Genomic DNA, 26,946 nt, shown 5'->3' on the forward strand with positions numbered 1-26,946 from the left:
CTGCACTCTTTATAAGCTTAGCATGTTCCTTTACTAAGGGAAACAGCAAGTCTGTCATTATAGATAGACTTACTGTTAAGGTTTTTATATATATGCTGGCAGTTTTTCCAGCATTTCCAGATTTTCCTCTGACAGTAGATCTTCTTTAAAGTAGCTGGACTCTGTACAGCATTAGGTACATAACCGGTTAAATCTAAGGCAAATCCAGTCAAAAGGGCCCCAATTGCGGAAGAAAACTTAATCATCAAGGTTTGAATCGAGAAGGTCACAGATTCGTTACGGGTGCCAAATTTGTATTCCCCGTAGTCCACAACATCGGCTAAGATAACCGTTGCTGTTCCCAATTGTAAATCAGAACCTAATTTAACTAAAATTCCAGCTGCAGCGGTTAAGAACACATTTTCTGGTGCAACATAACCGGTGATTAGTAATAAAACAAATCCAACGATCGGTGACAGACAAGCCAGTAGATAAACCTTTGCCCGTGAAATCTTGCCAACCAGCTTAGGAAATAGGAACAAGCCGCCGATTTCGGCAAAACCAGCAAACATAGTAAAGACAGAGAACATCATTTTACTACCGGTTACATAAATGAAGTAATACGTAGACACCCCATTAACAAATTGGATCGCCAAATTGAAGGTTAAAATAATACCAATGGCAACTACTAGCTGGTCATTTTGAAAAATGATCTTCATTAAGTGCTTAACAGATACTTTTTCAGCAGTTTTACTAACCGCTTTATCAGCGGATTTCACATTTAGCACTGTGATGCCAATGGTCACAATAAAGACAATGGCAATTACCCAAGCAAAACGGGTAAATCCGCTTTGCATATCTCCAGAGCCCAGGAAGTCAATAATCTGCAAGCCGAAACCAGCGACAATTAATGAGCCGCCAATCGAAGCAAAAATACGAGGGATGACGGATAACTTTTCACGTTCCCTTTTGTCACTAGTCAAGTTGGGAAGCATCGACCAATAAGGAATATCCATTACTGTATAGGTCATTCCCCATAAAATGTACATCACCGCAGCGAAGACATAAAGAGCCGTTCCTGATAAGCCCCAGTTGGTAAACAAACAAACGAATACAATAGCATTTAGCAACGTACCGATGACCAGCCAAGGCCGGAATTTCCCAAACTTGGTCCGAGTATTATCAACGATGACTCCCATAGCCAAATCATTGATCGCATCCCAGAAATTAGCCAGAAAAAATAAACTTCCGACAAATGAAGCGGATATTTTTAATACGTCAGTAAAATACAACATCGCGAAAACGAAAATCAGAGCAACAATCATATCTTTTCCTAATGCACCTAAACCGTAGGAATACTTTTCTTTTGCGGATACTTTTATGGTATTTTCTCCTTTTCTCTTGCTTAAGCTTTTTCGATGATCCAAAGTCTTGAATCATAGTCGTGGGTCGGCGGCAGTGGCGTTTGATCAATTAAAAATCCGCTGGAAGCATCGGAAGAAACTAATCCTGCGTGTATTAACTCAGCCCCATTATGGACGTTTCCATCAATTACATAATCCCAATCATCCTTTAGTCCCTGAAGCTTCATACGATGGAAGGAGCGATTGACTTCATTTAACATTTTGTAGTATCCAGCAATTGCAATGGTCTGATCCTCACTTACCACCATCCAGCTAGTTTCGGTCCTGTTTTTCTTGAAGGGTGACTGAATCCGGTAAAAGGTCCCATTATGGAAAACTGACTGGTACTTTTTGAAAAAGGCCACTTGCCCTTTAACTTCAGCGATCTCGGCTTCACTTAACTTGCTTAAATCCAATTCATATCCAAAAGTGCCAAAGTAAGCAACATTTGCCCGGGTATTTAAAGGTACTAAACGATTGGTCTGATGATTAGGAATCACTGATACATGAGACCCCATCGAGGACAATGGATATAAAAAGCTGGTTCCATATTGGATCTTCAGCTGTTCCACAGCATCCGTGTCATCACTGGTCCAAGCCTGAGGCGCATAATACAGCATTCCCGCATCAAAGCATCCCCCGCCGGAGGAACAAGATTCAAACAAAATATTAGGATATTTTGTTGTTAAACGTTCATACAAATCGTAAACACCTAATACATAGCGATGAAAAGCTTCTCCTTGGCGATCAGCAGGAAGATTGACAGCATAAACCTCAGACAACACCCGATTCATATCCCATTTGATGTACTCCAGCTTGGATTCATCAATTACCAAACACATTTGCTGAAAGATATTGTCAACGACATCGGGATTGGCATAGTTCAACACGTATTGATGCCGGCCGTGACTAGCCTTACGATTCGGAGTATGAAGCATCCAGTCAGAATGATTGCGATAAAGATCGCTATCCAAATTAACCATCTCCGGCTCAAACCACAGGCCGAATTTCAAACCTAAGGCGCGAATCTTATCAGCCAAAGTCCCAATCCCATCAGGTAACCGATCGTGATTGACATACCAATCACCCAACCCAGCCTTTTCATGAGTCCGCCGACCAAACCAGCCATCATCTAAGACAAAAAGCTCAACACCCATCTGCTTGGCTTTTTTAGCAATTGTCAGTAATTTTTCCTCAGTGAAGTCAAAATAAGTCGCTTCCCAATTATTAATTAAAACGGGACGTTCCTGATCCCGCCAGTTCCCGCGAACTAAGCGCTTTCTAAAAAGACTGTGGAAGGTCTGACTCATGCCGTTCAATCCTTGATCAGAATAAACCAGCACCGCTTCAGGAGAAACAAAGCTTTCCTCGGGAGCCAGCTTCCATTCAAAATTGAAAGGGTTAATGCCTAATTGTAGTCTCGTCACATCAAAGGTATCCACTTCTACCTGCACCAGGAAATTTCCTGAATAAACCAGTGTCGCCCCAATTAATTCTCCGGAAAATTCAGTGGTCTCCGGTCGTGCCAAGGCTACAAAAGGATTTTGCTGTGGACTCGATATCCCACGGGTAGATTCAATCGATTGAATTCCCTGCTGCAAGGTACGCTTTTTTACGTGACGTTCTCGCCCCCAGGCACCTGAAAGCTGAAGCCATTCATAATCACTGTCGGGCAAATCCAAATTCAAACTCATGAGATGGGTTAAGAAAAGATTCTCTGTCCCGTGATTTAGAACGTTTACATTTTGAGTAATCACTGACAGCTCTGAGAAAATAGTATAAACAACTTCAACAACTGCGCCTGTGAGTTCATCTTTTAACTGTACCTTTAAAGTTGTTGCTTCCAACGAATCTTCAGTATAGGTTGCAGGTAAACCTGGCAACGGCTCTTTACCAGCTCTTATTTCATAAGAATCATAAACCAGCTCGCTGATGGCTGAGCCATTGGACTGACGTAAGCGAATCGCTGGGTGACGATAATCGGACGTTCCGTATTCAGGCAGCTCCTGTTTTAAACTATCCAATGAATACAATAAATCATCCTTCGTTCGGCAAGTGGCTTGCTGCCGATAGTGTCGTTCAATCAAATGAGAATAATCTTTTTCTTGAGGTACTTTTTTACCATAGTATAATTGCAGTAGCTTACCATCCTCAGATATACAAAACACATAACTGATTTGTTTGTTAGACAGGTGGAACTGTTTGCAATTCGCTAGATATTCAATTGATGCTTTTGCTTGCTTTGTCATATTGGTGACACCTCCGTTTAACTTAGCTCCATTATAAAAAGCGCTTGCCTAAAAAGTAAGCGCTTTTTGATACGGAAAGTTGTCAATTTCTGACTTTATGAAATTTCATGGTTTGAGCCGATTCGTTCCTTGCGGTAAGCGAAGGGTGACAACCCCATACCTTTGCTGAAAGCCTTGGAGAAAGCTTGTGTCGTAGGGAACCCTACCATCTCAGCAATTTTAGAAATTGGTAGATTAGTCGTTGCAATAATATCTCGGCTAGTTGAAATCCGCATTTCATTAATATAAGATTTTATGGAAATTCCAATGTCCTTTTTGAATAAACGGGATAAATAGCTGGCGTCAATCATCAGCTTTTCGGCTATTTCCTTAACCGTAATGTTCCGCCAGAAATGTTCCCCAATGATCTCTAACGCCTCTAAAACATAGCCGTTCATTTTGGTACTGTGACTGTCCTTCAAGGCATGGACCATTGATTTAGACAGCAGCTCCATAAAGCTGTAAGCAATTTTTTGCAAAATCAGTTCATTCACTTGGGTATCCTGTTCATAGGCCAAGCATTGCAAGATTAAGGCATGAAAGTCGGCTGAGTTTGTTACTTCAAAAGATAAATGAGCCGGAGTAATGCCTAAGTTGGCTAAATAGGATTCGATTAAATCGCCGCCGATTGCTAACCAAACGTACTCCCAAGGCTGTTCCTCACTGGCTTGATAAAAGGTCGACTCCCCAGGGTAAATGACAAAGCCCTGTCCTTTAGAAAGATGATATTTGGTTTTCTTAATAGAATAGTAGCCGCTGCCTTCTAAAATAATGTGAATCAGGAAAACATCCCTCACGGCTGGTCCAAAGCTGTGCCCAGGAAATGTTTTTGAATGTCCGCAAAAGGAAAAATAGAAATCCTTAAAATCCGATCGCTGCCGTTTGACTAAGAAAATGGCTTCTTCCATTGTGCTCTCCTTTATCCGCTGAGGTGAGATATCAGCTTTTGATAACTTTCTCGTCCTTTTTTACTTTTTGGCTAAAGGTCCAGGCCAATTAACTGGTTTTTCATTGGCTTTTTTCGTGTTTCTTCTATTATATAAGACAATTAATGGTTCTTTTGTTAAGTTCATTTTACTAAGGATGCTTTGTTGATACAACTATTTTTGAGGGATTAATCAGCTAGTTTGTGGAAGCCTGTTGATCACTTAATTTTTTAAATTGTTCATAGGCTTTCTGATAGTCACTCGCCTGGTCAGAGTTTGGTTGATAAACCACTTTCACACGATTAGCTGCCTGCCAGGTTGTGAAAAGCTGAGAATCATTTTTACCATCCACTGCACATAGCATCGCACCATAAGCCGGACCTTCATCAAAGCTCAGCACCTCCATTTTCGTTTGAAAAACATCCGCAAACAGCTGCAGCCAGAAAGGATTCTTGACTACTCCTCCAGTAATTCGAAAAACTTCAATAGCAGCTGCTGATTGAATCCCCATATTTTCATAAACATTGCGCAATGAAAAGGCGATGCCCTCCATGACCCCGCGGATAATATCACTGCGTGTATGGTGTGCACGTAAGCCCAGCAATGCCCCGCTTAAGCTCGGATCAAAATATGGACTGCGCTCGCCAAATAGATAGGGCAGAAAAGTCACCCCTTGACTGCCGATGGGACTATCTGCTGCTGATTGGGTAAAGGCAGTAAAGGATTCTTCAGGTGCCAAAAGCTTTTTGAGCCAGTCGAGAGAATATCCTGCCGCAAGCGTTACTCCCATTTTATAATTTTGATCTGCCATCACTGAAGTGAAATAATGGTATTTTCCCAAATCCTGCTGGGTCTTTTCCGTTTCATAAGTCAAAACTACCCCAGAGGTTCCCACTGAAATAAGGCCTTGAGCTTGTGGGTCTGTCAAATTGCCAAAAGCGCCGCAAGCGTTATCCGCCCCACCCATTACTAGTTCGACTGATCCTTTAAAACCGAAACGCTGTTTTAAATCAGACTTCATTTCACCAATTATTTTAGTAGAAGGCTGAATCTTAGGACACTGTTCTAAAGAAATGTTCAATTGTTTTAATAGCTCTTCGTCCCAACACTGTTTTTCGACGTCTAACATAATGGTCCCCGCAGCATCGGAAGGTTCTGTAAAGACCTGCCCGGTTAAATAATAGACTAGATAATCCTTCGGCAGCATGAATTTCCATGTTTGGGTCCAGATTTCTGGCTGATACTTTTGCACCCATATAATTTTAGGCAAAGTAAAGCCTTCCAAGGGAATATTTTTTTCAACTGATAATAGATGTTCCCCCAAGGTTTCTCGCAGCTGTTGTACTTCTGCTGAGGTACGGCCATCGTTCCATAAAATTGCTGGTCGTAAAACTTTACCCGTCTGGTCAATTAAAACCAGCGAATGCATTTGACCCGAGAAGCCCAGAATTAAGGAAGCCTCAACAATTTCAGGGAATTGAGTAATCAAATCGGTCATTGCTTGATCAAAAGCTCGTTGCCAGTCGACAGGATTTTCCTCACTGTAGCCGGCTTGTGGAGAAGATATAGCAAAGGTGCTGCTGGTACTGCCTAATAACTCCCCGGTGTCATTTCCTAAAATAATTTTTAATGAGCTCGTGCCTAAATCGACACCTAAAAAGTATGTCATGGGTTTCCCCCTCCTATTCAATTTCATAAACTGTATACGCCTGATAATCTGTCACTAAATAATCGGCAGTCGTGTGAACATAATTGGGTTTGTGCTGCATTTCAAAAGTAATGCCGCTATATTTCTCGACCAGCCCGCCATTTTCTAGTTTTACTTTGTCAGAAAGCTTGTTCAAGGTATAGATAATGCAAGCCTCCTGGTCGGAATAAATAGTTAACTTGTTTTGTCGTTGACGATCAGTTAAACGAATTTTAGGCTCTTTGTCATCATTATTGGTGAAACAATATGCCAAATCAATTCCGTCCGCACAAATTTTTGACAGAGGAGTTTCTAAGTTCAAAGCTTTTTGAACGGCCTTTTCTTCAGAAAAGTTAAACGGAGCATATTCTGAAGACAGCATTGCCGAATATTTTTCTGTTGGTATAAACTGCTCATCAATCAGCTGAAGTGTTGCCGATGCTGTTTGCAGACGATGAAAGGCAACAGTCGTCTCTTCTCCTAAGTTGAAATAACTGTGATTGGTAAGATTGCAGATAGTTGGCTTATCTGCACAACCTTGCATTCTAATTGTAAAACGATTGTTCTCTAGCTGATAAATCAGCTCCAGCTTCATTGGTTCATAAAGAGATTGAGTATCTTCAAAAGTTAGACGATAGGTAGTATCCGACAGCTTTTCAACCTTCCATTCCACTTGGTGCAGGCCCTCGCTCCCACCATGCAGGTGGACCTGTCCTTCGTTCGTATCCAATACTCTTTTAGCTCCTTGATAATTTTGATAAAAGGGTGGATACGTTCTTCCAGCATTCCGACCAATTGTCGCACCAAAGAAATAAGGGTTCCTTTTATAATCCTCCTGATTTTTATAGGCTAGGAGATAATTTTGTTGGGTCTTTTTGTTAATCATTTTGGTCAGGATTCCACCATAGTTCAAAAATTCGATACGAACAAACTCATTTTCTAATTGGTAAGTTTTCATCAGTTGTTCCTTTCAAAAAGAGACTAGGAACATTAGAGCTCCTAGTCTGTCTATAATTATTTAGTCACCCGTTGGATATTGGGATTGGTAAAGATGTCACTGGCATCGTCACTGGGTGAAGAAAATTCAGAGATGATGGCTCCCTCATTACCAGCTTGGAACCAATGCTTGATATCAGGCTCGATTGTATATTGCTCCCCAGCTTTTAACTCCACTTCGTGCATCACAGTGTAATAAGCTTCCTGATCTGTTGGGATTTTACTATGAATAGTATCAGTTGCTTCCCCTTCTACATATAAATACACGTTACCTTTGCGGCAGCGAAAGGTTTCTCGTTTGCCTGCTTCACCATTGCGGGGAGGATGGCGATGCTCCGGACAAGTTTGGCCTGGTAGCAGCACCATCTCCTTAGCACAATACCGATCATTGTTTTCATAGACAATTAAGTTCAAACCCTCTGATTCCAAGCGCTTTAACCCAAAGTCAGCATAGTCAATTGAGGCCAATTCTTTTTCCGTAAAAACAATCCCCGAGTCTAAAAAACGTTGCTTTACTTCTTCTTGATACGTCATGTCTCGCTCCTCTTTTCCTTAAGAAATGGTCAAATCATCCCAAGAAACTTCCTCTTCTTCTTTTTCCTCCATAATGACTTCTGCATTTGGATCAACCCGTTTTTTTAATACAAGAATTGTTACAGCAGTAGCCAGTGAACCAATTCCTAAAGCGGCTAAGAAAGCCCAAGGACGGGTCATTGTCGGAATAGCAAACATGCCAGAAGCAGGAATGTGGCTATCTGCTCCCCAAAGCATACTTAACCCACCACCGATTGCACCGCCAACTCCGGTAGCGATAACATTGCGGACCAAATCATTTAACACGATCGGGAAACAACCTTCAGTAATCTGACAAATCCCCATTGGAAAGGCCGTCTTCAGGGTTTCGATTTCCTGACGATTGAAGATGTTCTTGTTAATTATTTTGCCGATAAAGTAAGCAATCGTTAAACCAAATGGCGTAACCATCGAAGCTAAAATTAAAACCGTAATCGGCTCATAAATTCCTTCTGAGAATAAAGCGAAGACAAAGGCAAAGACCACTTTATTAAGGGCGCCGCCATAATCAATCGAAGCTAAAATCCCAATAATTGCACCATAAACAAATAACGAAGAAGTATTCAAATTACCTAAGTAACCGGTGATCAAATCTGTAAACCAAGTAATCGGTGTGCCGACAACATAATACAGCACCATACCCGCAACAAAGGTGCTAAGGAATGGCAATACCAACGTTGGCAAAAGACCTTCCATCCATTTTGGCACTTTAATGACCATCATCATGATCACTACGATGTACCCTGAAACATAGCCGCTGACTACACCACCCAAAAAGCCCGTTCCAATTCCATGAGCCACAAAGCCTACCACCAAACCAGGAGCAATGCCCGGCTTGTCAGCAATCGAATAAGCAATTGCTGTAGAGACAATCATTGGCAGAAAACCTAAGCCGTATCCTCCCATTGTGGTCATCGTATCCGCAAAACTAAAGCCTTCTCTAAAATTCTCAATACTGACGCCGCCCATCATATTTCCGATCGCCAGTAAGAAACCTGAAGCAACAATAATTGGCAAGAAAAATGAAATTGCTGTCATCAAATGTTTTTTTAAACCAATCGCTTTGATCTTTTCCATGATCTTCCTCCTCGTAATTTACGCTTCATTGTCGGGATTCCCAGTTTACTCAGATAGCTGAGAACCCCGACAAGAAGAATCAGACTTTGACTTCCTCTAATTTTTCCACTAATTTATTGGGGGATTTTACGACTAAACCTGTAGGGACTTCCACCACTTTTTTATTTTTAAATCGTTCACGACCGTTTACTTTGATGTCGGCAGCGATAATTACGACATCTGCCTCATCAATATCCTTTTGCGTTAATGCATCCTGCGTGCCTGCCAAGCCTTGTGTTTCGATATGAATTTCATGCCCGCGACTGGTACTAGCTTGAATCAGCTTTTCTCTGGCAATGTACGTATGGGCAATCCCCGCTGTACATGCGGCTATTCCGACAATTTTCATAACTGCGCCTCCTCTCTTTAGTAGAATTTGACTTTATCGTTTGATTTAAACAACTTGATTTTTTCTAAAGCAACTTTCTTCGTTTCGGCCATGCAGCTAGGGAATAATACATTTGGTTCTCTAGCTTCCAAGTTGCCATTGTTTAAGACCTCACGCAATTCATTAGCAAAAACAATTTTGATGTCACTAGAAATATTTATTTTGTTTACCCCCATTGTTACAGCCTTGCTGATTTCTTCATCCGGATTACTAGAGCCACCATGCAATACTAAAGGAATATCGGTTAAGGCTTCAATTTCTTCTAAAATATCCAAACGTAATTTCGGATCAACGTCTTTTGGATAAATACCGTGAGCTGTTCCGATTGCAACGGCCAAGCTGTCTACACCTGTTTGGTCAATAAAATTCTGTGCAACCTTAGGATCAGTGTAAACAATTTCACTAACGCCGCCTTCAACAGTATTTCCCGTATCGCCGATCGTGCCTAATTCAGCTTCCACGGATACATTAGCTGCATGAGCTGCTTCTACCACTTTTTTCGAAATCGTTACATTGTCTTCAAAAGACAAATGAGAAGCATCAATCATGACTGAGGTGAAACCTATGCTGATGGCATGCATGACTTGTTCAAAGCTGGCACCATGATCCAAGTGGATACATACTGGAATTTTTGTGTGATTGGCTAAATAAATGGCTTGAGCCACAAAGCTGTCTGTTAAGAAGCTCAACTCATCAGGGTGAATGGCAATCATAACTGGTGATTGAGCTTCCTCACAAGCCTCCATTACCGCATTTAAAAGTTGTCCTGACCCAGCATTAAAAGCCGGCACTGCGAATCCTTGTTCCTTTGCGACACTCAAAATTTCTTTACCTGATACTAACATGTGATCTTCTCCTTTATCATTTCCAAATTTTATTGAAATTCCGTAATTAATTGATACAACGCATCAACAGATTCCACATTTTTAGCTGCTTCGATAAATGTGTCATTTGCTAATAAAATCGCGACTTGCTGCAAGAGCAGAACGTGGGTTGTGTTTGCATCTGAATCCTTGACAGCAAACATGATAATCAGTTTGACCCCCTTACCATCCAATGTTTCCCATTCTATCTCTTGATCTAAAACCGCAATTGCGACGGTTGTCTCTTTTACAGCGCTGGATTTCCCATGAGGGATTGCCACGCCTTGACCGATACCGGTCTCGCCTTCTTCTTCCCGCAGATAAACGTCTTTAATATACTCTTCAGCGGAGGTAACGTAGCCTTTTTCTTGTAATAGCCGGCCAAGCTGCTCGATAATTTCTGCTTTGCTTTTCGCTTTCGTGCCAACAACCATTAGTTCCTGGTGAATCACTTTGCTTAATTCAATCTTTTCCATCGTATTCTCTCCTTCATTTTTATGTTGCAGTGAGTTCTTTTAGTGTGTAGTTAATGTTTTGAATATCTTTGTCGGTTAACAAAGGGCTTATATTCAGCACGGGAATGTCCCCAATGGTCAAGGGAATCCGAATAGTTGAAAATATCAGATCAACATTCTCATGAATAAAGCTTTGATTCTTTTTCATCTGCCGCTGGCTCATCGTAGCGACGATGTTCAGGTTGGGAAAATTTTGCTGTACGCGAACCTTTAACAGCTCAGAGGTTCCCACACCTGTAGAGCAAACCAGCAAAACATTTTTATTTTTGTGCCGATCAATTTTGTATTTTTCAAAATATAGCGTCATATATCCGATTTCAGAATCATTCATTTTTGTTTCAAACATCAATTCCTGATTGATTTCTCCAGCAATCCTTTTTACCTTAAGGAAGGTACTGCGATATTCCAGCATTAGTTCGTCTATTAAATTGTTTTCAACCTTGATCCCTAAGCGTAAGCGGCTTAACATTGGCAAAACGTGCTGGTACAGATCCTCGTATAAGGAACGACTGGCTGGCAGTAAAGAGACATCTGAAATGGAAAAGTAATCAACGATAAATTTTTTAGTAATCTCTTCAGCCAGCTTCTTATCAACATTGCTGCTTTCGCGTTTTTGACTGTTGATGGAATAAATATTCTGAAAAACAAAATAGCTTTCTAGCGGATTCATCTGAATTGTCAAATAACTTTCAATATTGCAAATAATTTGCTGGGCCACCTGAGTAATTTGCGGATTGGCGGCCATCAGCTGCTGCTCCTCTTTCTCCAAAGGCTCCTGGCTCCCTAAGTACTGAACCTCGCCCTCACGGTAGCGTTTGATGATCATATAAATATGGGTATAAATCGTAATATCATAAGGATAATTAATGTACTCTCCCAGTATCTCTTCAATCTGACTAATCTGCTGATCAATGAAATGCTTTTCAATCGCATTAATTTCGATACCGATTTCATTTAGGCTGTTTAGCTTGTTCATTTCCAAAAAGATATTGTTAATCGCTTTACGTAAATCAATTTCTTCACCAATCAGCCATAAATACTCTCGATCAGCCTTCAACTGGATGGTGTATTTCTTTAAAATGTCAGCTGCCTTTTTGAGTCTTCGTTCAATCGAGCTTTCACTTAGAAACTGAGTATCTAATACCGTACGTTTTACTTTTCGGGGATGTTTAAACAGTAAAGCTAGAACCAATTCGTTTAAGCTGTTTTCTTCAGTGAATTCAATCATGGAATAAAGGTCCTGATTGCGAAAGGCCGTATTCAGCTTATAGCCTTTTCCCGGCTCAGAGATAATCAGCAGCTCATTATTTTCTTCAAAGGACAGCTCATTGATTTTTTTGATCATGCGATAGATCGTTTTGGTCGAGACATATAAGGTTTTCGAGAGATATTTTGCTGAGACATAGTCTTCGAAATTCAAAATGTTAATTAGCATGTTTTCATTTGAACTAAAAATCATTTCCCTCACCTCTTGAGTCATATTGTATAGCTTCTGTATCCGTTTTCTTCGTCAACCTCTGTCTAGATATGTGGACAAGGCTTTTTTTCTCCGTAATAAAACAAGAGAACATAGCATTTCTCCTTTCCTTAAGCATAGCTATCAGCTTAAACAATTTCGGGGATTCCTTCAACGGAAAAAAATCTTTAGATTCAGGTTCAAATACCACAAAAAAAGGGTTTAACTTTAATTCCGTGAAGATAAAAAGTTATTTTCCCTTATTTTTGTTTAATTTTATATTTATTGTATAGTGATTCATTCGTCATTATGCGATTATTAAGCTACGATATTGGGGAAGATTGGGTGATAGATGTGAGGCGTAAATTAGAAGATTGGTTCGATTCAATGCCAGCTTATTTAGTTTGGCGTGGAATCATTGTGTTTTGTCTAACCTTTTGGACCATCGTTGGTTTGCTCCTCTATTTTATTTTTAAAGGCAGCAGGTAAAAAAATAAGTCGATAAAAAGAGCCGGTCTCCTTTTATCGACTTATCGTCATTTCTGCAACGAAGCTTGAAAATCTTGGACCTGTTGATAGTACGAAAAGTTGTATTGCTGCCTGAAGCTCTGGGTAGGCTCAGTTTCTGGAATAAATACGGCTTGAAAACCGCCCTGATTAGCAGCGATGATCCCTGATTCAGAATCTTCGATTACAACTGCTTCCTCAGGTCTAACAGCTAAACTGTCTGCTGCTTTAAGAAAAAGCTCCGGATGAGGCTTTGCTTCCTTTACCTGTGAACCAAAGGTAAAGGTATCAAAATGCTGGATTAAACCAGCCTGCTCCAGTAAAGGTACTGCAATGGATTCTTTCGCTGAAGTCGCCACCGCTGTTTTCAGCCGGCGATTTTTAATAAAAGCTAAAAAATCAAAGATACCGCTCTTTACCTCTACTGGATGAGTTTGGTAATACTTGGCAAACTCAATTTCCCGCTGTTGAATAATTTGGCGGGCAATGCTGGGATGTTGGAAAGTCTCTTCAAGAAACACTTCAATATCCTTTAAACTCCGACCTAGAATTTGCTGATACAGCTCCTCAGTAAAATTCAAACCAACAGATTCAAAAGCCTCGGTAAAAGCTTGCTTCGAAACCTTCTCTGTATCTATTAAGACACCATCCATATCAAAAATCACTGCCTGCATTTATTTACCTCCAGTTAGGAAGGTAGTGCAATATTCAGTTGTGAATACTGCCTGTGGTTCTAACTGATTAATTCCCTTTTTCTCTTCCAGCAAACCACTGGCATCAAAGGTATCAGCCAAACCATTCCAAGGCTCAATACAAATAAAAGGTGCCTCGACCGGATAAGTTGACCAAATACCTAAGTGAGGCAAGGTTTGATATTCCATAATAATCTGCTTTTGGCTTTTCGCTGATTTTAGAGCAACCTGCGTCTTTTCCGGGGTTTCAAAAATCAATACTCCTTTTTTAAACAAGTCACGACTTAACGTGAAGTTGGATTCTTCCCTTTGAGTAGTTTGATCCGTTTGCAGCAAGACCTCTGAGGTAACTGGAATAAATGTTCGCGGCGTTGCTGGTGATAGTTCCAAGGTGTAGTCTTCAAAAGTCGCATCCCCGTCCAGCGGAACATTAAATCCTGGATGCGCACCTACAGAGAACAACATTTCAGTTTCTTCTGACAAATTCGTAACAAAGTAACGTGTTATCAAGCTATCCGCCTGTAAGCTGTATTCCACCTCCAATAAAAATCGGAAAGGATATTTTTCTAAGGTTTCTTTGGTGTCCTGTAATGCTAAACGGATTTTATCGGTCTCCTGCGTCACCACCGAAAATTCCATATCCCGCGCAAAGCCGTGCTGGGACATTGCATAAGTTTTCCCCTGATACTGGTATTGATCATTTTTCAGCTTTCCAACAATCGGGAACAGGATTGGCGCATGGCGACTCCAGTATTCTGGGTTAGCCTGCCATAAAAATTCAGTGCTGTCTGTTTTGGACTGAATGCTGCTTAATTCGGCTCCTTTAGTCAAAATTTGAACCTGTAATTTGTCGTTTTCAATCATTAATTTACTCATTTTCCGACCTGCTTTCTATTTGTTCAAAAAAGAAGGTGGCTCAAAATGCTTAACACATTTTGGGTCACCTTCATGATTTTATGAGAATCGTTGGCCTTTTGACGGGCCTTGGATTTTATCCTGCCAAGATGACGCTGTTTCTTTTAAGACAGCATTCAATTCTTCAATATTTTTGCGTCCAACCGTGCGCAACCATTCACGGGCAGCTTCTTCACCTTTAGTAATGAAAGGTTCAACACCATTTGCCCAAGTTGCTCTTCCGCAAAGTACGCCGTTAAAGATAGAGCCGGCATCTTTTGCAAAATGCAAGGTTTCCTGAAATAATTGGGCGCTGACACCCGCACTCAAGAAGATGAACGGAAGCTCGGTTGCTGCACTTTGCTCAGCAAATAATTTAGCCGCTTCTTCTTTTGTGTAAACCACTTCTTCACCGTAGCCTTCAACAAAGTTCATGTTAATCGGTACTTCAACCTTCAGCACATCAACATTGTAACGAGGATCAGAAAATTCTTTCATCATATCGTTCACTTTGTGAGGTTTTACTTTGGCATACTCTTTTGAGGCAGCATCACTAATATTGGCATCGTAAGAAACCAATTCTAAGAAGAAAGGCAAACCCTCCGCTACACATTCAGAGCCGATTCTTTCCATGTAAGCTTTCTTTTGATCATTAATTGCATCTGCTTCGTCAATGTCATAGTATAGCAAGAACTTACAAGCATCGGCTCCAGCCTCTTTCAAACGCTTCACTGACCAAACGTTCAATGAATCTGGTAAACGACCTGGAGTTGAAGCATCATAACCAGTTTTTTCATAGGCTAATAATAAGCCAGCGTTAGCTGCCCGAGCATCAGCTGCCGGCAAACCATATTCAGGATCTAAAAGAATCGAAGTTGCATAGGGAGTTAGCTCTTCAGAAACAATTTTTTTGAAATCTTCAATGTCTTGATCGGTTGCCTCTTCCTTATATTTCGCGATCATTTTTTTCAACGCTCCCCGCTGATCAATCGCTAATGCTCCAATTACTCCATCTTGATTACTCGTGTTTTTTAACGCTTCAAATTGACTCTCAGTGATTGTTTTCATTGATTAAATCTCCTTATTCATACTGTAGTAATAATTTTCTTAGAAAAATTAATTTGATTTTCATCACGTATACCATCCAACTAAACTGTTCTGTTTAAGATTCCTAGTTATTGTTTTTTTGAGCTGAAATAAACTGCAAAAAGTTGGACTGGTCTCCTAATTAATAGCGTATAGTAGCTTAATTGCTGTTGAGTTTGCTTCAACCATTTTGTCGAATGGGACAGCTACGTCTTCTAATTGATACAAGCCGGTGATTAATGGTTTGACATCCACTTGCCCAGTCGACATATAGCGTAAGCCGGTTTCCCATTCGTAGCCTGGGAATGGTGCGGAGTAGGACATCCAAGAACCGGTTACTTCCAGCTCACCACGCAGGATTTTTTCAAAGGTTTCAGGATCAAGAACAACATCTTTAGTGCTTGTTCCTACATAAACCACTTTTCCACGTTTGCTGACAAATTCAATCGCTTGTTTTTGTGTAATAGAGCTGCCGGCAGTTTCAATTACCGCTTCAGGTGAACTATTTTCTTTATAATAGTCCTCCAAGGTTTGAACCATTGGATTGACCACCTCATCGGCCCCAATTTCTTTAGCAACTTCTAGTTTCTTATCATTTAAGTCAACGACTGTAATTTTGCCAACACCGATCGCTCGTAGGGAAAGCACAGTTAATAAGCCGATCGTTCCCGCACCTAAAACTAAAACATCTGCTCCAGCTGAAATGTTAATCCGTTCGATACCATGGATCGCAACCGTTAAGGGCTCAACCAAAGCCGCTTCCTTTAAAGAAAGGCTGTCAGGTACTTTTACGCAATTCTTTGCTGGTACAGCCACATATTCAGCCATTGCACCTTGTTCGCGAGAACCAATAAAACTGTAATTGGTACACATTGCTGGTTCACCCTTTTGGCAATTTTCACAAGTCCCGCAAGGAACCAGCGGCGCTACTGCTACGCGATCACCAACTTTTATGTGGGTAACTTTCTCGCCAATTTCTTCAACTACACCAGAAAACTCATGACCTAATACTTGAGGAAAGGCATGAACGCCTCCCTCAAAATATCTTGGCAAGTCTGATCCGCAAATTCCGCAATAAGCTACTTTGATCAGGACCTTTTCTGGAGCAGCAGTTGGTTTATCAATTTCTTGTAATTCTAGTTTATGCTTATTAGTTACTACTAATGCTTTCACCAGCTTCATCTCCTTCAAACTCTTCCACTTCTACATATAAGGTATTCTTTTTGTATTTGATAAATGTGTAAACAAAAGCGGCAACATATAAAACTAGAATAATGAAGAAGCCTGCTCCCATTTTGAAAGTCAATCCATTTGCCAGTAAATAAGTGATTGGACTGCCGGCTTGATCAAGAGAAGAAACACGTTCGCCTGCTCCAACTAACCCAACATTTTGTCCCAGCAATGTTTGCAAATTAATCATTTGGTTAGAAATCCAAATGGTCATGAACATAATGAACGAACCAGAAATCAACGTACGGAACAAATTACCTTTGTGTACCCCAACGGCCATTGCAATAAAGAATCCGATTGTTGCCAAGTCACCAAATGGTAATACCTGGTTGCCTGGTACGATAACTGCAATCAAAATAGTTAAAGGAACAAAGATTAAACTAGCTGCGATAACTTGTGCATCGCCTAAAAGTAATGCTGGGTCTAAACCAATCCGCAATTCACTACCTTTGAAATGTTTGTCTAAAAGATTACGAGCAGCTTCTGAAATTGGAATTAAACCTTCCATGATCAGCTTAACGACCATTGGCATCAAGACCATAACAGCAGCCATTTGAATTGCTAGCTGCATAGAATCGCCAAAGTTGTAACCTGCTAATAGACCGATCACTAATCCTAGAAATGCCCCGACAATTGTTGGCTGTCCTAAGACACCTAAGCGAGACTCGATTTTTTCTGAAGTAATGTTGATCTTATTAAGTCCTGGAATTTTTTCAATCAAATCATCAATTGGCACTGAGAAAATGCCCATATAAGCAGAAGAACCGTGTGGAATTGAAATTCCTTCTAAACCAAAGTACTCATCGGTTACTGCACCAAACATATCTCCCAGTTTATAAGCAATAATCGCATGAATGACAACACCCAAAATACCTAGATAGAAGCTGCCAGTCGCCGTTTGTACGATCGCTCCAGTGAAAGCCATATGCCAAATGTTCCAAATATCTACATTGACTACACGAGTCATTTTTAGTAATAACATCAAAACGTTCACACCAATAGCGACTGGAATAGCAATAAGTCCTAAATCTGAAGCCCAAGCCATCGGTGACGTTCCTGGCCAACCTAAATCAACTACGTTTAATCCAAGATTGAAGTTCTCCGCCATTGATTCAGCGGCAGCACCCAAGTTTTCTGTCAGCAGGCTGATGACTAAGTTAATACCAACAAAACCAATTCCGATCGTAATCCCTGCTCTTAACGATTTACCAATTCCTTGCCCTAGAAGTAGACCTAAAATTAAGATAACGATTGGCAGCATTACGCTTGCACCTAGATCAACAATATATTGAATAACTCCCATGATATTTTCCTCCAATAATTATTTTTTTAGTACATCCAAAATCTTTTGTTCAGTTGCTTCCATGTTGACCCCTGAGATAAAAGCAACGCCATGAACAACTGGAACACCATAATCCTTTTTTACTTTTGCAGTTGTTACAATTAAATCAATGCCATCTTTTTTTGAATCCAATTCATTCACTCGACACTGTGAAACCTCTGCTGAAATGCCTTCCCGTTTAGCCAGTTCGCGAATCTTATTCGCCGCTACTGTTGAAGTTGCTACTGCTCCGCCACATGCTACAATTACTTTTTTCATCTGTTTATCTTTCCCTTCTTTTATAAAAACGCATTCACAGCTGCTAAAATTTGTTCCTCATCGGTTGAGTCAACCAATTGATTGACGAAGCCTTCTTTTTGAATCGCTTCGATTAAATTTTGCAAAACAGTTAAATGCTTTTTGCCATCTTTCACTGCCAACATCACAACAACATTTACTTCAATCGTATCTTCATCATCGCCGCCCATTTCATTAAAGACGATCGGCTCAGTTAAAGTTACGAAGAGCAGCTGATCGGAATTAACTAATGATCCATCCGTATGAGGAATAGCCACACCATGTTTGACTGGTAAACCAGTTGGAAATTCTGCCTCCCGATCCTTCAATGCCTGTGAGAACCCTTCTCGTACAATATCTTTTGCCATTAAATCAGCGGTTAAGCGGTCAAATAATTCCTCTTTATCCTTTACCGTATACTGGCAATACAAGAAATCCTTTGTAATCATGTTTTTCCTCCTTAAGATGTTTCTGACAGTTTGCATTTGATTTGCATAATCATGATAACAACCTGCCAAGTGTTTGTTTTGTTGGCTTCTGTTGTAATCGTTATCATCATAATAGCATATTATTTTGCTTTTGCAATACTTTTGTTTGCATTTTGTTCAAAAAGATCTTTTTTTAAGTCAAAAAGCCAATAAAAACAGTCGGCATCCTACTTCGTATTGCTTTCTTTTTGCAAAAGTGCTACTATTGACAAAAAAGAGAAGGAGTTGCAAACAATGATACATTTAATTTGCCCTAATCCTGCTATCGATCGTACACTGTTAATTGACGGCTTTATTGAAGGAAAACCTAATCGCCCCTATAAGGTAAAGGAATTTGCTGGAGGTAAAAGCTTCAATGTAGCTTATGCACTGGGATTCGAACCATCACACGTTGATTTTTGTGTTCACACCATCGCAGGTGGACGAAATGGGGATTTATTAGAAGAATTGGCAAATGCAAACAATACCTCTCTACAACTAACAGAAGTCGATAAAAACACTCGGGTATGCAACATTGTAATGGATACGAAAAACAATCAGACCTATCCTATTTATGAGAACAGCTTTGATTTGAATCCAGAGCTGCTCTCTGCTTTTACCAACAAACTAAAACATGCTATTGCTCCTGGTGATTATGTTGTCTTCAGCGGCTCATTAATGAAAGGGATGCCCGGTGACTACATCGCTAGCTTCATTAAAGAATTTCAAGAGAAAGATGTAAAAGTTTTTGTGGACACTAGTGGTGAAGCCTTGGTTCAGGCCTACAAAGCACAACCTTATGCTATAAAAATTAATGATGAAGAAATTTTGGATCTATTCCCGAATTTAAAATTAGATACAGTGGATGCTTACGCTGATTTATTGAAATCAGATGCTGCAGCAGAGACTCCTATCTTTATCATCACTTTAGGTGCTAAAGGGATTATCGCTAAAATTAATGATCAAATCATTCATGTACAGGCGCAAGAGGTCGCTGCCAAAAATCCAATTGCCTGTGGTGATTTCTTTCTAGGCGGATTAGTCAAAAATATACGTTTGCAAAATGATGCCGTAACTACGCTAAAGAAAGCTATCAGCTATTCAACGGCCAATGTCCTAAGCTGGTATCCAGAATTAAAGCAAACAGATATCGATGCAATTTATGATTCGCTGGAAGTAACTAATTATTAATCGAAGGCGCACAAAAAGAAGCAACTAGTCGAATCAATTTGACTAGTTGCTTCTTTATTCGGCGGAAATTAGTTCAATCCCATGTTCATTTAAGGCATCATAATCCTTGTTATTGTCTCCTAAAGAATCGGTGATAACAATATCAATTTCTTCGAGTGAGGCCGTGCGGTTAAAAGCCATATTGCCAAATTTGCTTTGATCTCCCAAAATAATTACACTTTGACTCTGTTCAACCATTTGCTTAGAGACTTGGACTTCTCCCATATGATGACTAGTAACTCCCGCTTTGCTTTCGATGCCGCTGCAGCCAAAAAAGCCAATATTCACGAAAATCTCACACATATTGTTTAACGCAAATTGTCCAAATAGCGAGGACTCGTTGCTTCTCAGTAAACCTCCAGGAATAATAATGTCAATCTCGTCATTTTTCAACAGCGTATTAATGATCGGAATGGTATTGGTTACGACCGTAATATTCTTCATTTTGCAAATTTCTTTTGCTAAAGCCAAAGTAGTCGTACCATAGTCCAAATAAACACTATCACCCTCTTCAATATAGCTAGCGGCTAGTTTGGCAATTTTTTCTTTGGCATGCCAACGTTCGATTTTTCGTTTTTCATAATCCGTTTCCCCCGTTTGATTATCTAGAATTGCTCCCCCATGAACCTTTTTGATCATCCCTTCTTTTTCCAGGGTGTTTAAATCACGGCGAATCGTTTCTCTAGTTACTTTTAAATTTTGACTTAGTTCATTGATTCTTACAGAGTGCTTAGTATCCAAAGAATCCAGAATATACTCTTTTCGTTCAGTCGAATTCATTATTTCACTCCTTACTATGATAAAAAAAGAGGCAGTAATGCTGCCCATTGCCAGTTATAAATTGAGGAATCAAATTCTGTTAATCTTTTCACTAATAAAGTGATTAAAACCGGTACTAGCAAATCCACTGTAGTTCAGTAATTTGTCAGTACCGTCTTTCCATGTTTAATCTTTTAAAACATCAAGAATCTTTTCTTCAGTGGCTGCAATATTCACACCTGAAATGAAGGCTACACCGTGAACAACAGGAACACCATAGTCTTTCTTCACTTTCGCGGTTGTTACGATCAGATCAACATTGTCTTTTTTTGATTCTAACTCGTTTACGCGACATTGCGAAACTTCTACCGGAATCCCTTCTCTTTTAGCTAACTCTCTAATCTTGTTAGCGGCAACCGTCGACGTTGCTACGGCTCCACCACATGCTACAATAACTTTTTTCATCATTACGACCCTCTTTCTCTTTAATCCAGCCTTCAAATATTTTGTAATCGTTACCATTATAATAGCACATATTTTTGCTTTTGCAACATTACATTTTGCTGTTTGCAACAAAAGGCAAAATTAAAGCGAAAAAGACTCGCGTTATAACGTAAAAAGGCAAAAAAAGCAGCTACAACACAAAGTATCACAGCCACTTTAAATCTTATAATCAGTGTGAATCAAATAAACCTCATATCATCCTATTCTTCTTCTGAGCCATCAATCAATTCCACTCCCTGTTGTGTTAATTGCTGTTGCTCTTCTTTGTTTCTTGACTGGTCGGTAATAACAATATCAACCTGATCAAATGTAGCGGTTCTATTGAAGGCCACCGCGCCAAATTTACTGTGATCAGCTAGAATAACGGTCGTTTGGCTGTGCTGGATCATTTCCTTGGAAACCAAATTTTCTCCAGTATGGTGAGAAGTAATTCCTCGTTCCATATCAATTCCGCTGCATCCAAAAAAACCAATTGAAACATATATTTCCTTAATATTGTTAGAGGCAAAAGGCCCGTACAAGGAAGATTCATTGTTTCGAACAATTCCTCCAGGCATAATTAAATGAATCGTTTTATTCTTTAGCAATAAATTGACGATAGGAATCGTGTTTGTCACAACCGTCAGATTTTTCATTTTGACAATCTCTTTGGCTAAAGCCAAGGTTGTTGTTCCATAATCCAAATAAACAGTATCCCCTTCTTCAATATAAGAGGCAGCCTTTTTGGCAATGATCGCTTTTTCGTCATGAAATTCATTTTTCCGTTTTTCATAATCCGTTTCCTGATTAGAAATTTCTAAGACAGCACCACCATGAACCTTCTTAATAATCCCTTTTTTTTCAAGGAAGTAAAGATCTTTACGAATGGTTTCACGAGTGACTTTTAACTGTCGACTAAGCTCTAAGATTTTAACTGTATGATTTTCCTCTAATTCTTTAATAATAAAATCTCTGCGGGCTGCTGAATTCATTGGCTTCTCCTTTGCAAATCGAATTTTCTCTTCTTCATCTTAACACAAATAATTTGGCATTTTAAGCTGTTGAAACGCCTTTTGCAAAAATTATTAAAAACAAATAGCAAATATTCTTCGCAAGTAATTAATCACCTATTGCTTCTCTTATTCTCGCAACAGTTTTTTTCATGCCATGAAGTTTCAAATAGCTCAAATTCTCAACAAAACAGTCATAAAAAAGTTACCCACTAATTAAAAATCAGCGGGTAACTCCTCTTATTTAGATTGCTTCGATCGTTTTATTAATATGCTACCGGAAAGAATTAGTAAACATACACCAAACACTATAAACAATGTCCCACTTAGGTCATTTGTCTTAGGCAATAGTGAACGCTTGGAATTCGTAACTGGTAAATCTTTTCTGTTTATTTGACTTCCAGGAGGAATGTTCTTTCCTCCTATGCCACCTACACCACTTTTTTCTGTCTCAGATGATTCAGAAGTAGACGAATCTTTGCCCGATGAATTACTCGTAGTACTACTGTTGGAATCATCAGTAGTACTTGGAGCAGGCCCTGGCGGCTTACTCGGTTCTGGTGGATCTAATGGATCTGGCGGTTTTGGTGGTGGAACATTTACAGTATAGACACCTAAGTGCAGATTAATTTGTTCATAACAATTGTCTGCCATATCCTTCAATAGAGGAAAATCTTCACTTAATACAGTGTTCCAACCAGTAATTCCCGACAGCTGATTATCTTTATCAACTTTCGAGCTGGTAGCTTTGTCACCTGTATCAAACGTGGTAATTTTCTTATTCTTCAAAACAGAAGCCTTCTGGTCAAAGGAGACAATATATTCACCAGTTGCTAAATACTCAAACGCATAATTGCCAGCAGCATCCGTTTTTATTCCCTTCAATGACTCATCTCTCAAGTTTTTTAGCACCAAAACATAATTAGACCCATCTTTTCGGTACAAGGAAACAGGTACGTTTTTCAGTTTGGGTTCAGCACTTTGCAACTGCCCATCCCTATTTTCATCTAACCAAACTTTTCCACTAATTCTTCGGCCCTTAACTGAATGTTCAACAATATTTGATGAAATAGGTACTTTGTAATCCGAAAGTGAGTTGCCAAAAGCTTGATGACGATAAGAGTTGCCATAGCTGTTTTGCTTGTTTTTCAGGTCAAGATGAATCGCTGTTAATTCTTTCGGTTGAAGCTTTTGTTGATATTCGTATAAGACAGTCTGTACATTGGATAAATCTTGACTGCTTCCAGTATATAGATACCAGCCATTTTGCGTTGTATCGATCAAATTAGGGTTTTTTTCAGTAACCAAACTATCATTCAGATAAATAGCGATAGATTTACCGGGATCAATGTCAGTTTGAATGCCAGTGAGTTCATTCTGTCCTTCGAAATTATTGCCTGAATAGCTGCCATCCTTTGGCAATGGAATAATACCTCGCACTTTTTCTTCTTCACGCATTGTTGAATAAGGAACAATACTTAGAGTATACGCTTGATTAACTTCCTCTACAGGAGGGGTAATCGTTTGATAAATTCCTAATCGGCCGATATTCATGACATTGATAGTGGCAGTTGCCGTTCGTAATTCATCTTGACTAGTATCCTTTTCAGTACTAATGATTGATTGAACAGTTAACTCAGCAACATTATTTGTATAGTTAATATTGATATCATCAAAATTCGTTTCAAATTCAATATTTTTCAACAGAGCAGTTTCTTCTGGTGTCGAAACTGCTTTTATGGTCCAGATTAAAGTTTGAGATTTATCAGGATTAGTTATCACAGTAGGCTCTAAGCCTGCTTGATCATATTTTCCAGAGCCGTATTGATAAGACAATCCCGGCGGCAATGTTACAGTCCAGAAAATTTCATCTTCTTCATTGTAATTCTTACTGGCAATCAATCCGTTGTCATGAATCGTCCATTTGGCATTTTCTGTACTGTGATAGGTACTCCTTTCTGCCTCGATCGCATTACTGACCTTAACTGGTACAATTCCTAACGTGTCAAATTTAGTGTGCCCTTGCGCTGGTTCTTGTAAAGAAACCAACTTATTGTCCTCATCATATTTAGTTTCCTTATGGATAGCATAGCCATTTGAAATACTATACCTACTTGGCTCATTGTAGCTGGCTGACGGATTATCAGGATTAAACAGTGGTCGATTTTCATCGCGAAAGACATCCATTTCAGCTACATAAATATTGGGTGTATCTTTTGTCGTGCTAGATCCCAGCTTCTCAGTAATGATGGTCAGCTGAACGCCCTTTTTGTTGTTGCTGGCATTATACTTCCATGTGCGAGCAATTGGTAACCGACAGTCTATTAAAACAGCCCCCACCTTATCATAGGTCTGGTTACTGGCAATTGTAGCACCATCGTACCAATCATAATCCGTTACATTTGCTGTTTTTAGATTTCCCAGTGAGTTAGGGTTTGTCTTTTTACTAATACCATACCAGTAACCTTTTCCTGTATGCGGATAGCCGATACTGCCAAAAACGGGGACAGACTGCAGCAAGAGCTCATTTGAGTTAAAATCTTCATTGGTCATTCGGAAAGCATCTGTATTCCATTTTTGTAAATATTGATAGCCGCCTTCCACAGTAGTATCACCAAATGTTCCACCACTAGAAAGAGCAACCTTAGCACCACTTACTGTCTGACCGTCACCATAAGGATCAATATCGTTAGCTATTGTGTATTTACCAAACGGGAGCCCAGTATCTGGATTTTTAAAATTGGCTGACAGCGTTCCTTTGAGTCCAGGAACTTCATTACGAATAGCAAATTCGGTAAAACTCTCCTTAGTCTCCCCTTCGTCGTCGATGAACGAAAGGGTGGCATTGTAATAAAGCGTATTATCCAATTTTTCAGGATTTAAGCTCCCCTGATAGGTATAATCATTAGAAAGAAGCAAATCTAGATTCTGGTTTGTAAAAACCTTTTCGTTCGGACCATAAACAGTCCTGCCGGTATAACCATCCGCTCTTCGAACTGGATAAGATGCGCCGATTTGATAATTTTTTACATCAATTGTGACCTCGTTTTTTAGATCGTATTGATCAATTTCATATTTGCCGCTATCCCATATACTATTTAGTTCATCATAGGATGCTTTATCAGACCTTTTTGAACCTGCCCAATAACTCCTTGAATCATTAAACTCTCTCAGTTTATACTCAACATTGGCTGTATTGCTCCAAGTGTTAGGGTTACTGCTGATTAAATTTGATCCTGTATTAACAATATAATTATGATGATCGATAATAAAAGGAGACTGGTCAATACTGTTAAAATCTAAATCATGAACTGGCTTAACATGATTATCCCAAACAACCCGTCCCTTCAAGTTTAACTCCATTTGTAAATCATCTCTTGGGAAAGCAGCACCCTTAATATCCGTTTTTCCTAGTAGTGGTACGGCCATCAGCTCTACCCCAAGCGGAATCGTTCGATGGTTTTTATTGAACGTATCTGCGGTAACTAACGTCTGAGATGCAAATTTTACAGTCCCATGTGAAATTTTAGGAGCAATACTGACTTTACTGCTAACCGTTCGAGGAATTACTTGCGTGAAATCTGCCTTAATGTCTTCACTAGTCACATCAACACCGTCAATACTTATCACTTGAACATGAAATTCTGGTTGCAATACTGTCCCATTATCTGCCCCCAAGACATTTACTACTACTGGAAATGTAACTGCATTACCAGTTGCACCAACAACGTATTCATCTTCGAAGGTCACAGTATTATGAGTGTAGTCATTAATGGAATTGTCAGCAAATACGGCATTTGTTCGACCTGCAACAATTCCGTTATGCAGAGTACCAGTGACTTTGATTCGAATATTATTTAATGTTCCACCACTTGAATCATTCAGCGTCATTTTTATCGGATAAGTAATCGTATCAAACGAACGAACAATCTGATTATTTGGGGAGGCATCATTACCTGGATTACTATTTACATCGAAATTTTCTGTGCCATCAACAATTTCAGCTTCATTCAAGTCTGCGTGAAGGGTAAGTGAACTGCTTAGAGGAAGAAAGGAGGTACTTGGTTCCAAGCCTTGAACGTTTGCCTTTTTTTTAACTGAGTCCGAACTATCATTGATTTTAGAATCTGATTGCTGCAGTTGATCCTGCTGGATAATTAATCGTTGATTAGTAGCTGAGTGTTCAACATAAAGGTCATTTTCATCACTTAAGTAATCTCCTTTTAGTTGAATTTCAACTGTAGTATCCTTTGTCATAGGATTAAAATCTAAATTTATTTGCCGATTCTGGTACGTACAGTTGCCTATGGTTTCCTTCGTTTCTTGATCGATTACTGGTAGGTTTTCAGAATCGATTAAATAATTATCAGAAATGTCCAACGTAATTTGTTGTTCATCCTGCGATTCAGGAACCGATAGTGATAGTTCAGCTGTCAGCTGTTGATCTTGGTGTTCAATTAGCTTAAACGATATTAATTCTATTGGAGTATCTGTTGCTTCAGCTAACGAACGTGTTGCAAAAAAAACAGGAGCTATAACAGATACCAGTAGAAGAAAAACAGTTAACCCGTTGACTCGTTTATTTATCATTAGTTTATCCCTCCTTTTGTAATAAAAATTGAATATATTGTTATGAACGAATGAATCCAAATTATTAAACGCCTTGTTTAATTATATAAGAAATGTACGATTCAATCAATAACGGATAAAGGTTAGAAAGTAACTGCAATAAACTGTAAGTATTTATAAGTGTTATATTTAAATAACAAATGATGATGAA

At 39.5% G+C, this 26,946-nt stretch carries 23 protein-coding genes; 1 reads left to right on the plus strand and 22 read right to left on the minus strand.

Translation table 11 applies throughout. The annotated features are described in order from the left end of the window. Positions 1-17: 17 nt before the first annotated feature. The 18 genes from melB to IGI49_RS24395 all read right to left on the minus strand — a co-directional run bounded on the left by melB (position 18) and on the right by IGI49_RS24395 (position 18,666). Positions 18-1,406 carry a melibiose:sodium transporter MelB gene (melB, locus tag IGI49_RS24310; protein ID WP_429965076.1) on the minus strand — a complete coding sequence of 463 codons (1,389 nt, stop codon included), beginning with the start codon at positions 1,404-1,406 and terminating at the stop codon, positions 18-20. Next, entirely contained in the window at positions 1,385-3,631 is a 2,247-nt protein-coding gene (locus tag IGI49_RS24315) for an alpha-galactosidase (protein ID WP_429965075.1), read from the minus strand. The genes melB and IGI49_RS24315 overlap by 22 nt, the downstream gene beginning before the upstream one ends. Before the next feature lie 95 nt (positions 3,632-3,726). After that, positions 3,727-4,578, minus strand: a complete 852-nt coding sequence (locus IGI49_RS24320) for an AraC family transcriptional regulator (RefSeq protein WP_429965074.1) — start codon at positions 4,576-4,578, stop codon at positions 3,727-3,729. A gap of 214 nt (positions 4,579-4,792) precedes the next feature. Further along, on the minus strand, positions 4,793-6,265 hold the full coding sequence (gene xylB, locus IGI49_RS24325) for a xylulokinase (RefSeq protein WP_429965073.1): 1,473 nt from the start codon (positions 6,263-6,265) through the stop codon (positions 4,793-4,795). Between the two features lie 13 nt (positions 6,266-6,278). After that, positions 6,279-7,241, minus strand: coding sequence for a hypothetical protein (locus IGI49_RS24330; RefSeq protein WP_429965072.1), 963 nt, complete (start codon positions 7,239-7,241; stop codon positions 6,279-6,281). A 56-nt stretch (positions 7,242-7,297) separates the two neighbouring features. Next, a complete protein-coding gene (locus tag IGI49_RS24335; RefSeq protein ID WP_429965071.1) occupies positions 7,298-7,813 on the minus strand; it encodes a D-lyxose/D-mannose family sugar isomerase in 516 nt (171 codons plus the stop codon). Positions 7,814-7,831: 18 nt separating this feature from the next. Further along, positions 7,832-8,929, minus strand: a complete 1,098-nt coding sequence (locus IGI49_RS24340; protein ID WP_429965070.1) for a PTS fructose transporter subunit IIC — start codon at positions 8,927-8,929, stop codon at positions 7,832-7,834. A 79-nt stretch (positions 8,930-9,008) separates the two neighbouring features. After that, the gene (locus tag IGI49_RS24345; RefSeq protein WP_207703213.1) at positions 9,009-9,317 is read right to left on the minus strand and encodes a PTS fructose transporter subunit IIB; all 309 of its coding nucleotides are present in this window, start codon (positions 9,315-9,317) and stop codon (positions 9,009-9,011) included. 17 nt (positions 9,318-9,334) lie between these two features. Next, the gene (locus IGI49_RS24350) at positions 9,335-10,201 is read right to left on the minus strand and encodes a ketose-bisphosphate aldolase (protein ID WP_207703212.1); all 867 of its coding nucleotides are present in this window, start codon (positions 10,199-10,201) and stop codon (positions 9,335-9,337) included. Between the two features lie 29 nt (positions 10,202-10,230). Beyond that, positions 10,231-10,695 carry a PTS sugar transporter subunit IIA gene (locus IGI49_RS24355; protein ID WP_429965069.1) on the minus strand — a complete coding sequence of 155 codons (465 nt, stop codon included), beginning with the start codon at positions 10,693-10,695 and terminating at the stop codon, positions 10,231-10,233. A 19-nt stretch (positions 10,696-10,714) separates the two neighbouring features. Continuing rightward, a complete protein-coding gene (locus IGI49_RS24360) occupies positions 10,715-12,193 on the minus strand; it encodes a BglG family transcription antiterminator (protein WP_429965068.1) in 1,479 nt (492 codons plus the stop codon). Between the two features lie 533 nt (positions 12,194-12,726). After that, a complete protein-coding gene (locus IGI49_RS24365) occupies positions 12,727-13,371 on the minus strand; it encodes an HAD family hydrolase (protein ID WP_429965067.1) in 645 nt (214 codons plus the stop codon). After that, positions 13,372-14,265, minus strand: coding sequence for an aldose 1-epimerase family protein (locus IGI49_RS24370; RefSeq protein ID WP_429965066.1), 894 nt, complete (start codon positions 14,263-14,265; stop codon positions 13,372-13,374). A 78-nt stretch (positions 14,266-14,343) separates the two neighbouring features. Then, entirely contained in the window at positions 14,344-15,351 is a 1,008-nt protein-coding gene (gene lacD / locus IGI49_RS24375) for a tagatose-bisphosphate aldolase (protein ID WP_429965065.1), read from the minus strand. Positions 15,352-15,507: 156 nt separating this feature from the next. Then, entirely contained in the window at positions 15,508-16,551 is a 1,044-nt protein-coding gene (locus IGI49_RS24380; RefSeq protein WP_429965064.1) for a galactitol-1-phosphate 5-dehydrogenase, read from the minus strand. Then, complete coding sequence (locus IGI49_RS24385) at positions 16,520-17,902, minus strand: PTS galactitol transporter subunit IIC (protein WP_207703205.1); 1,383 nt, start codon at positions 17,900-17,902, stop codon at positions 16,520-16,522. The genes IGI49_RS24380 and IGI49_RS24385 overlap by 32 nt, the downstream gene beginning before the upstream one ends. 18 nt (positions 17,903-17,920) lie before the next feature. Continuing rightward, positions 17,921-18,199: a PTS galactitol transporter subunit IIB gene (gatB, locus tag IGI49_RS24390; RefSeq protein WP_429965063.1), complete on the minus strand. Its 279-nt coding sequence runs from the start codon at positions 18,197-18,199 to the stop codon at positions 17,921-17,923. Between the two features lie 20 nt (positions 18,200-18,219). Beyond that, positions 18,220-18,666, minus strand: a complete 447-nt coding sequence (locus tag IGI49_RS24395; RefSeq protein ID WP_429965062.1) for a PTS sugar transporter subunit IIA — start codon at positions 18,664-18,666, stop codon at positions 18,220-18,222. A 273-nt stretch (positions 18,667-18,939) separates the two neighbouring features. On the opposite strand from IGI49_RS24395, the gene IGI49_RS24400 reads away from it, so the two are divergent. Beyond that, positions 18,940-19,875, plus strand: coding sequence for a 1-phosphofructokinase family hexose kinase (locus tag IGI49_RS24400; RefSeq protein WP_429965061.1), 936 nt, complete (start codon positions 18,940-18,942; stop codon positions 19,873-19,875). A 54-nt stretch (positions 19,876-19,929) separates the two neighbouring features. Here the strand turns inward: IGI49_RS24400 and IGI49_RS24405 are convergent, their stop codons facing one another. The 4 genes from IGI49_RS24405 to IGI49_RS24420 form a co-directional block, all read right to left on the minus strand. After that, entirely contained in the window at positions 19,930-20,694 is a 765-nt protein-coding gene (locus tag IGI49_RS24405; protein WP_429965060.1) for a DeoR/GlpR family DNA-binding transcription regulator, read from the minus strand. Positions 20,695-20,859: 165 nt separating this feature from the next. Continuing rightward, positions 20,860-21,195, minus strand: a complete 336-nt coding sequence (gatB, locus tag IGI49_RS24410) for a PTS galactitol transporter subunit IIB (RefSeq protein ID WP_429965059.1) — start codon at positions 21,193-21,195, stop codon at positions 20,860-20,862. A 182-nt stretch (positions 21,196-21,377) separates the two neighbouring features. Then, entirely contained in the window at positions 21,378-22,148 is a 771-nt protein-coding gene (locus IGI49_RS24415; RefSeq protein WP_207703199.1) for a DeoR/GlpR family DNA-binding transcription regulator, read from the minus strand. A 258-nt stretch (positions 22,149-22,406) separates the two neighbouring features. Beyond that, on the minus strand, positions 22,407-26,756 hold the full coding sequence (locus IGI49_RS24420) for an SdrD B-like domain-containing protein (protein WP_429965058.1): 4,350 nt from the start codon (positions 26,754-26,756) through the stop codon (positions 22,407-22,409). Positions 26,757-26,946: the final 190 nt, after the last annotated feature.

The sequence above is a fragment of the Enterococcus sp. AZ071 genome (genome assembly GCF_050499065.1).
GTDB lineage: Bacteria > Bacillota > Bacilli > Lactobacillales > Enterococcaceae > Enterococcus_A > Enterococcus_A ferrettii.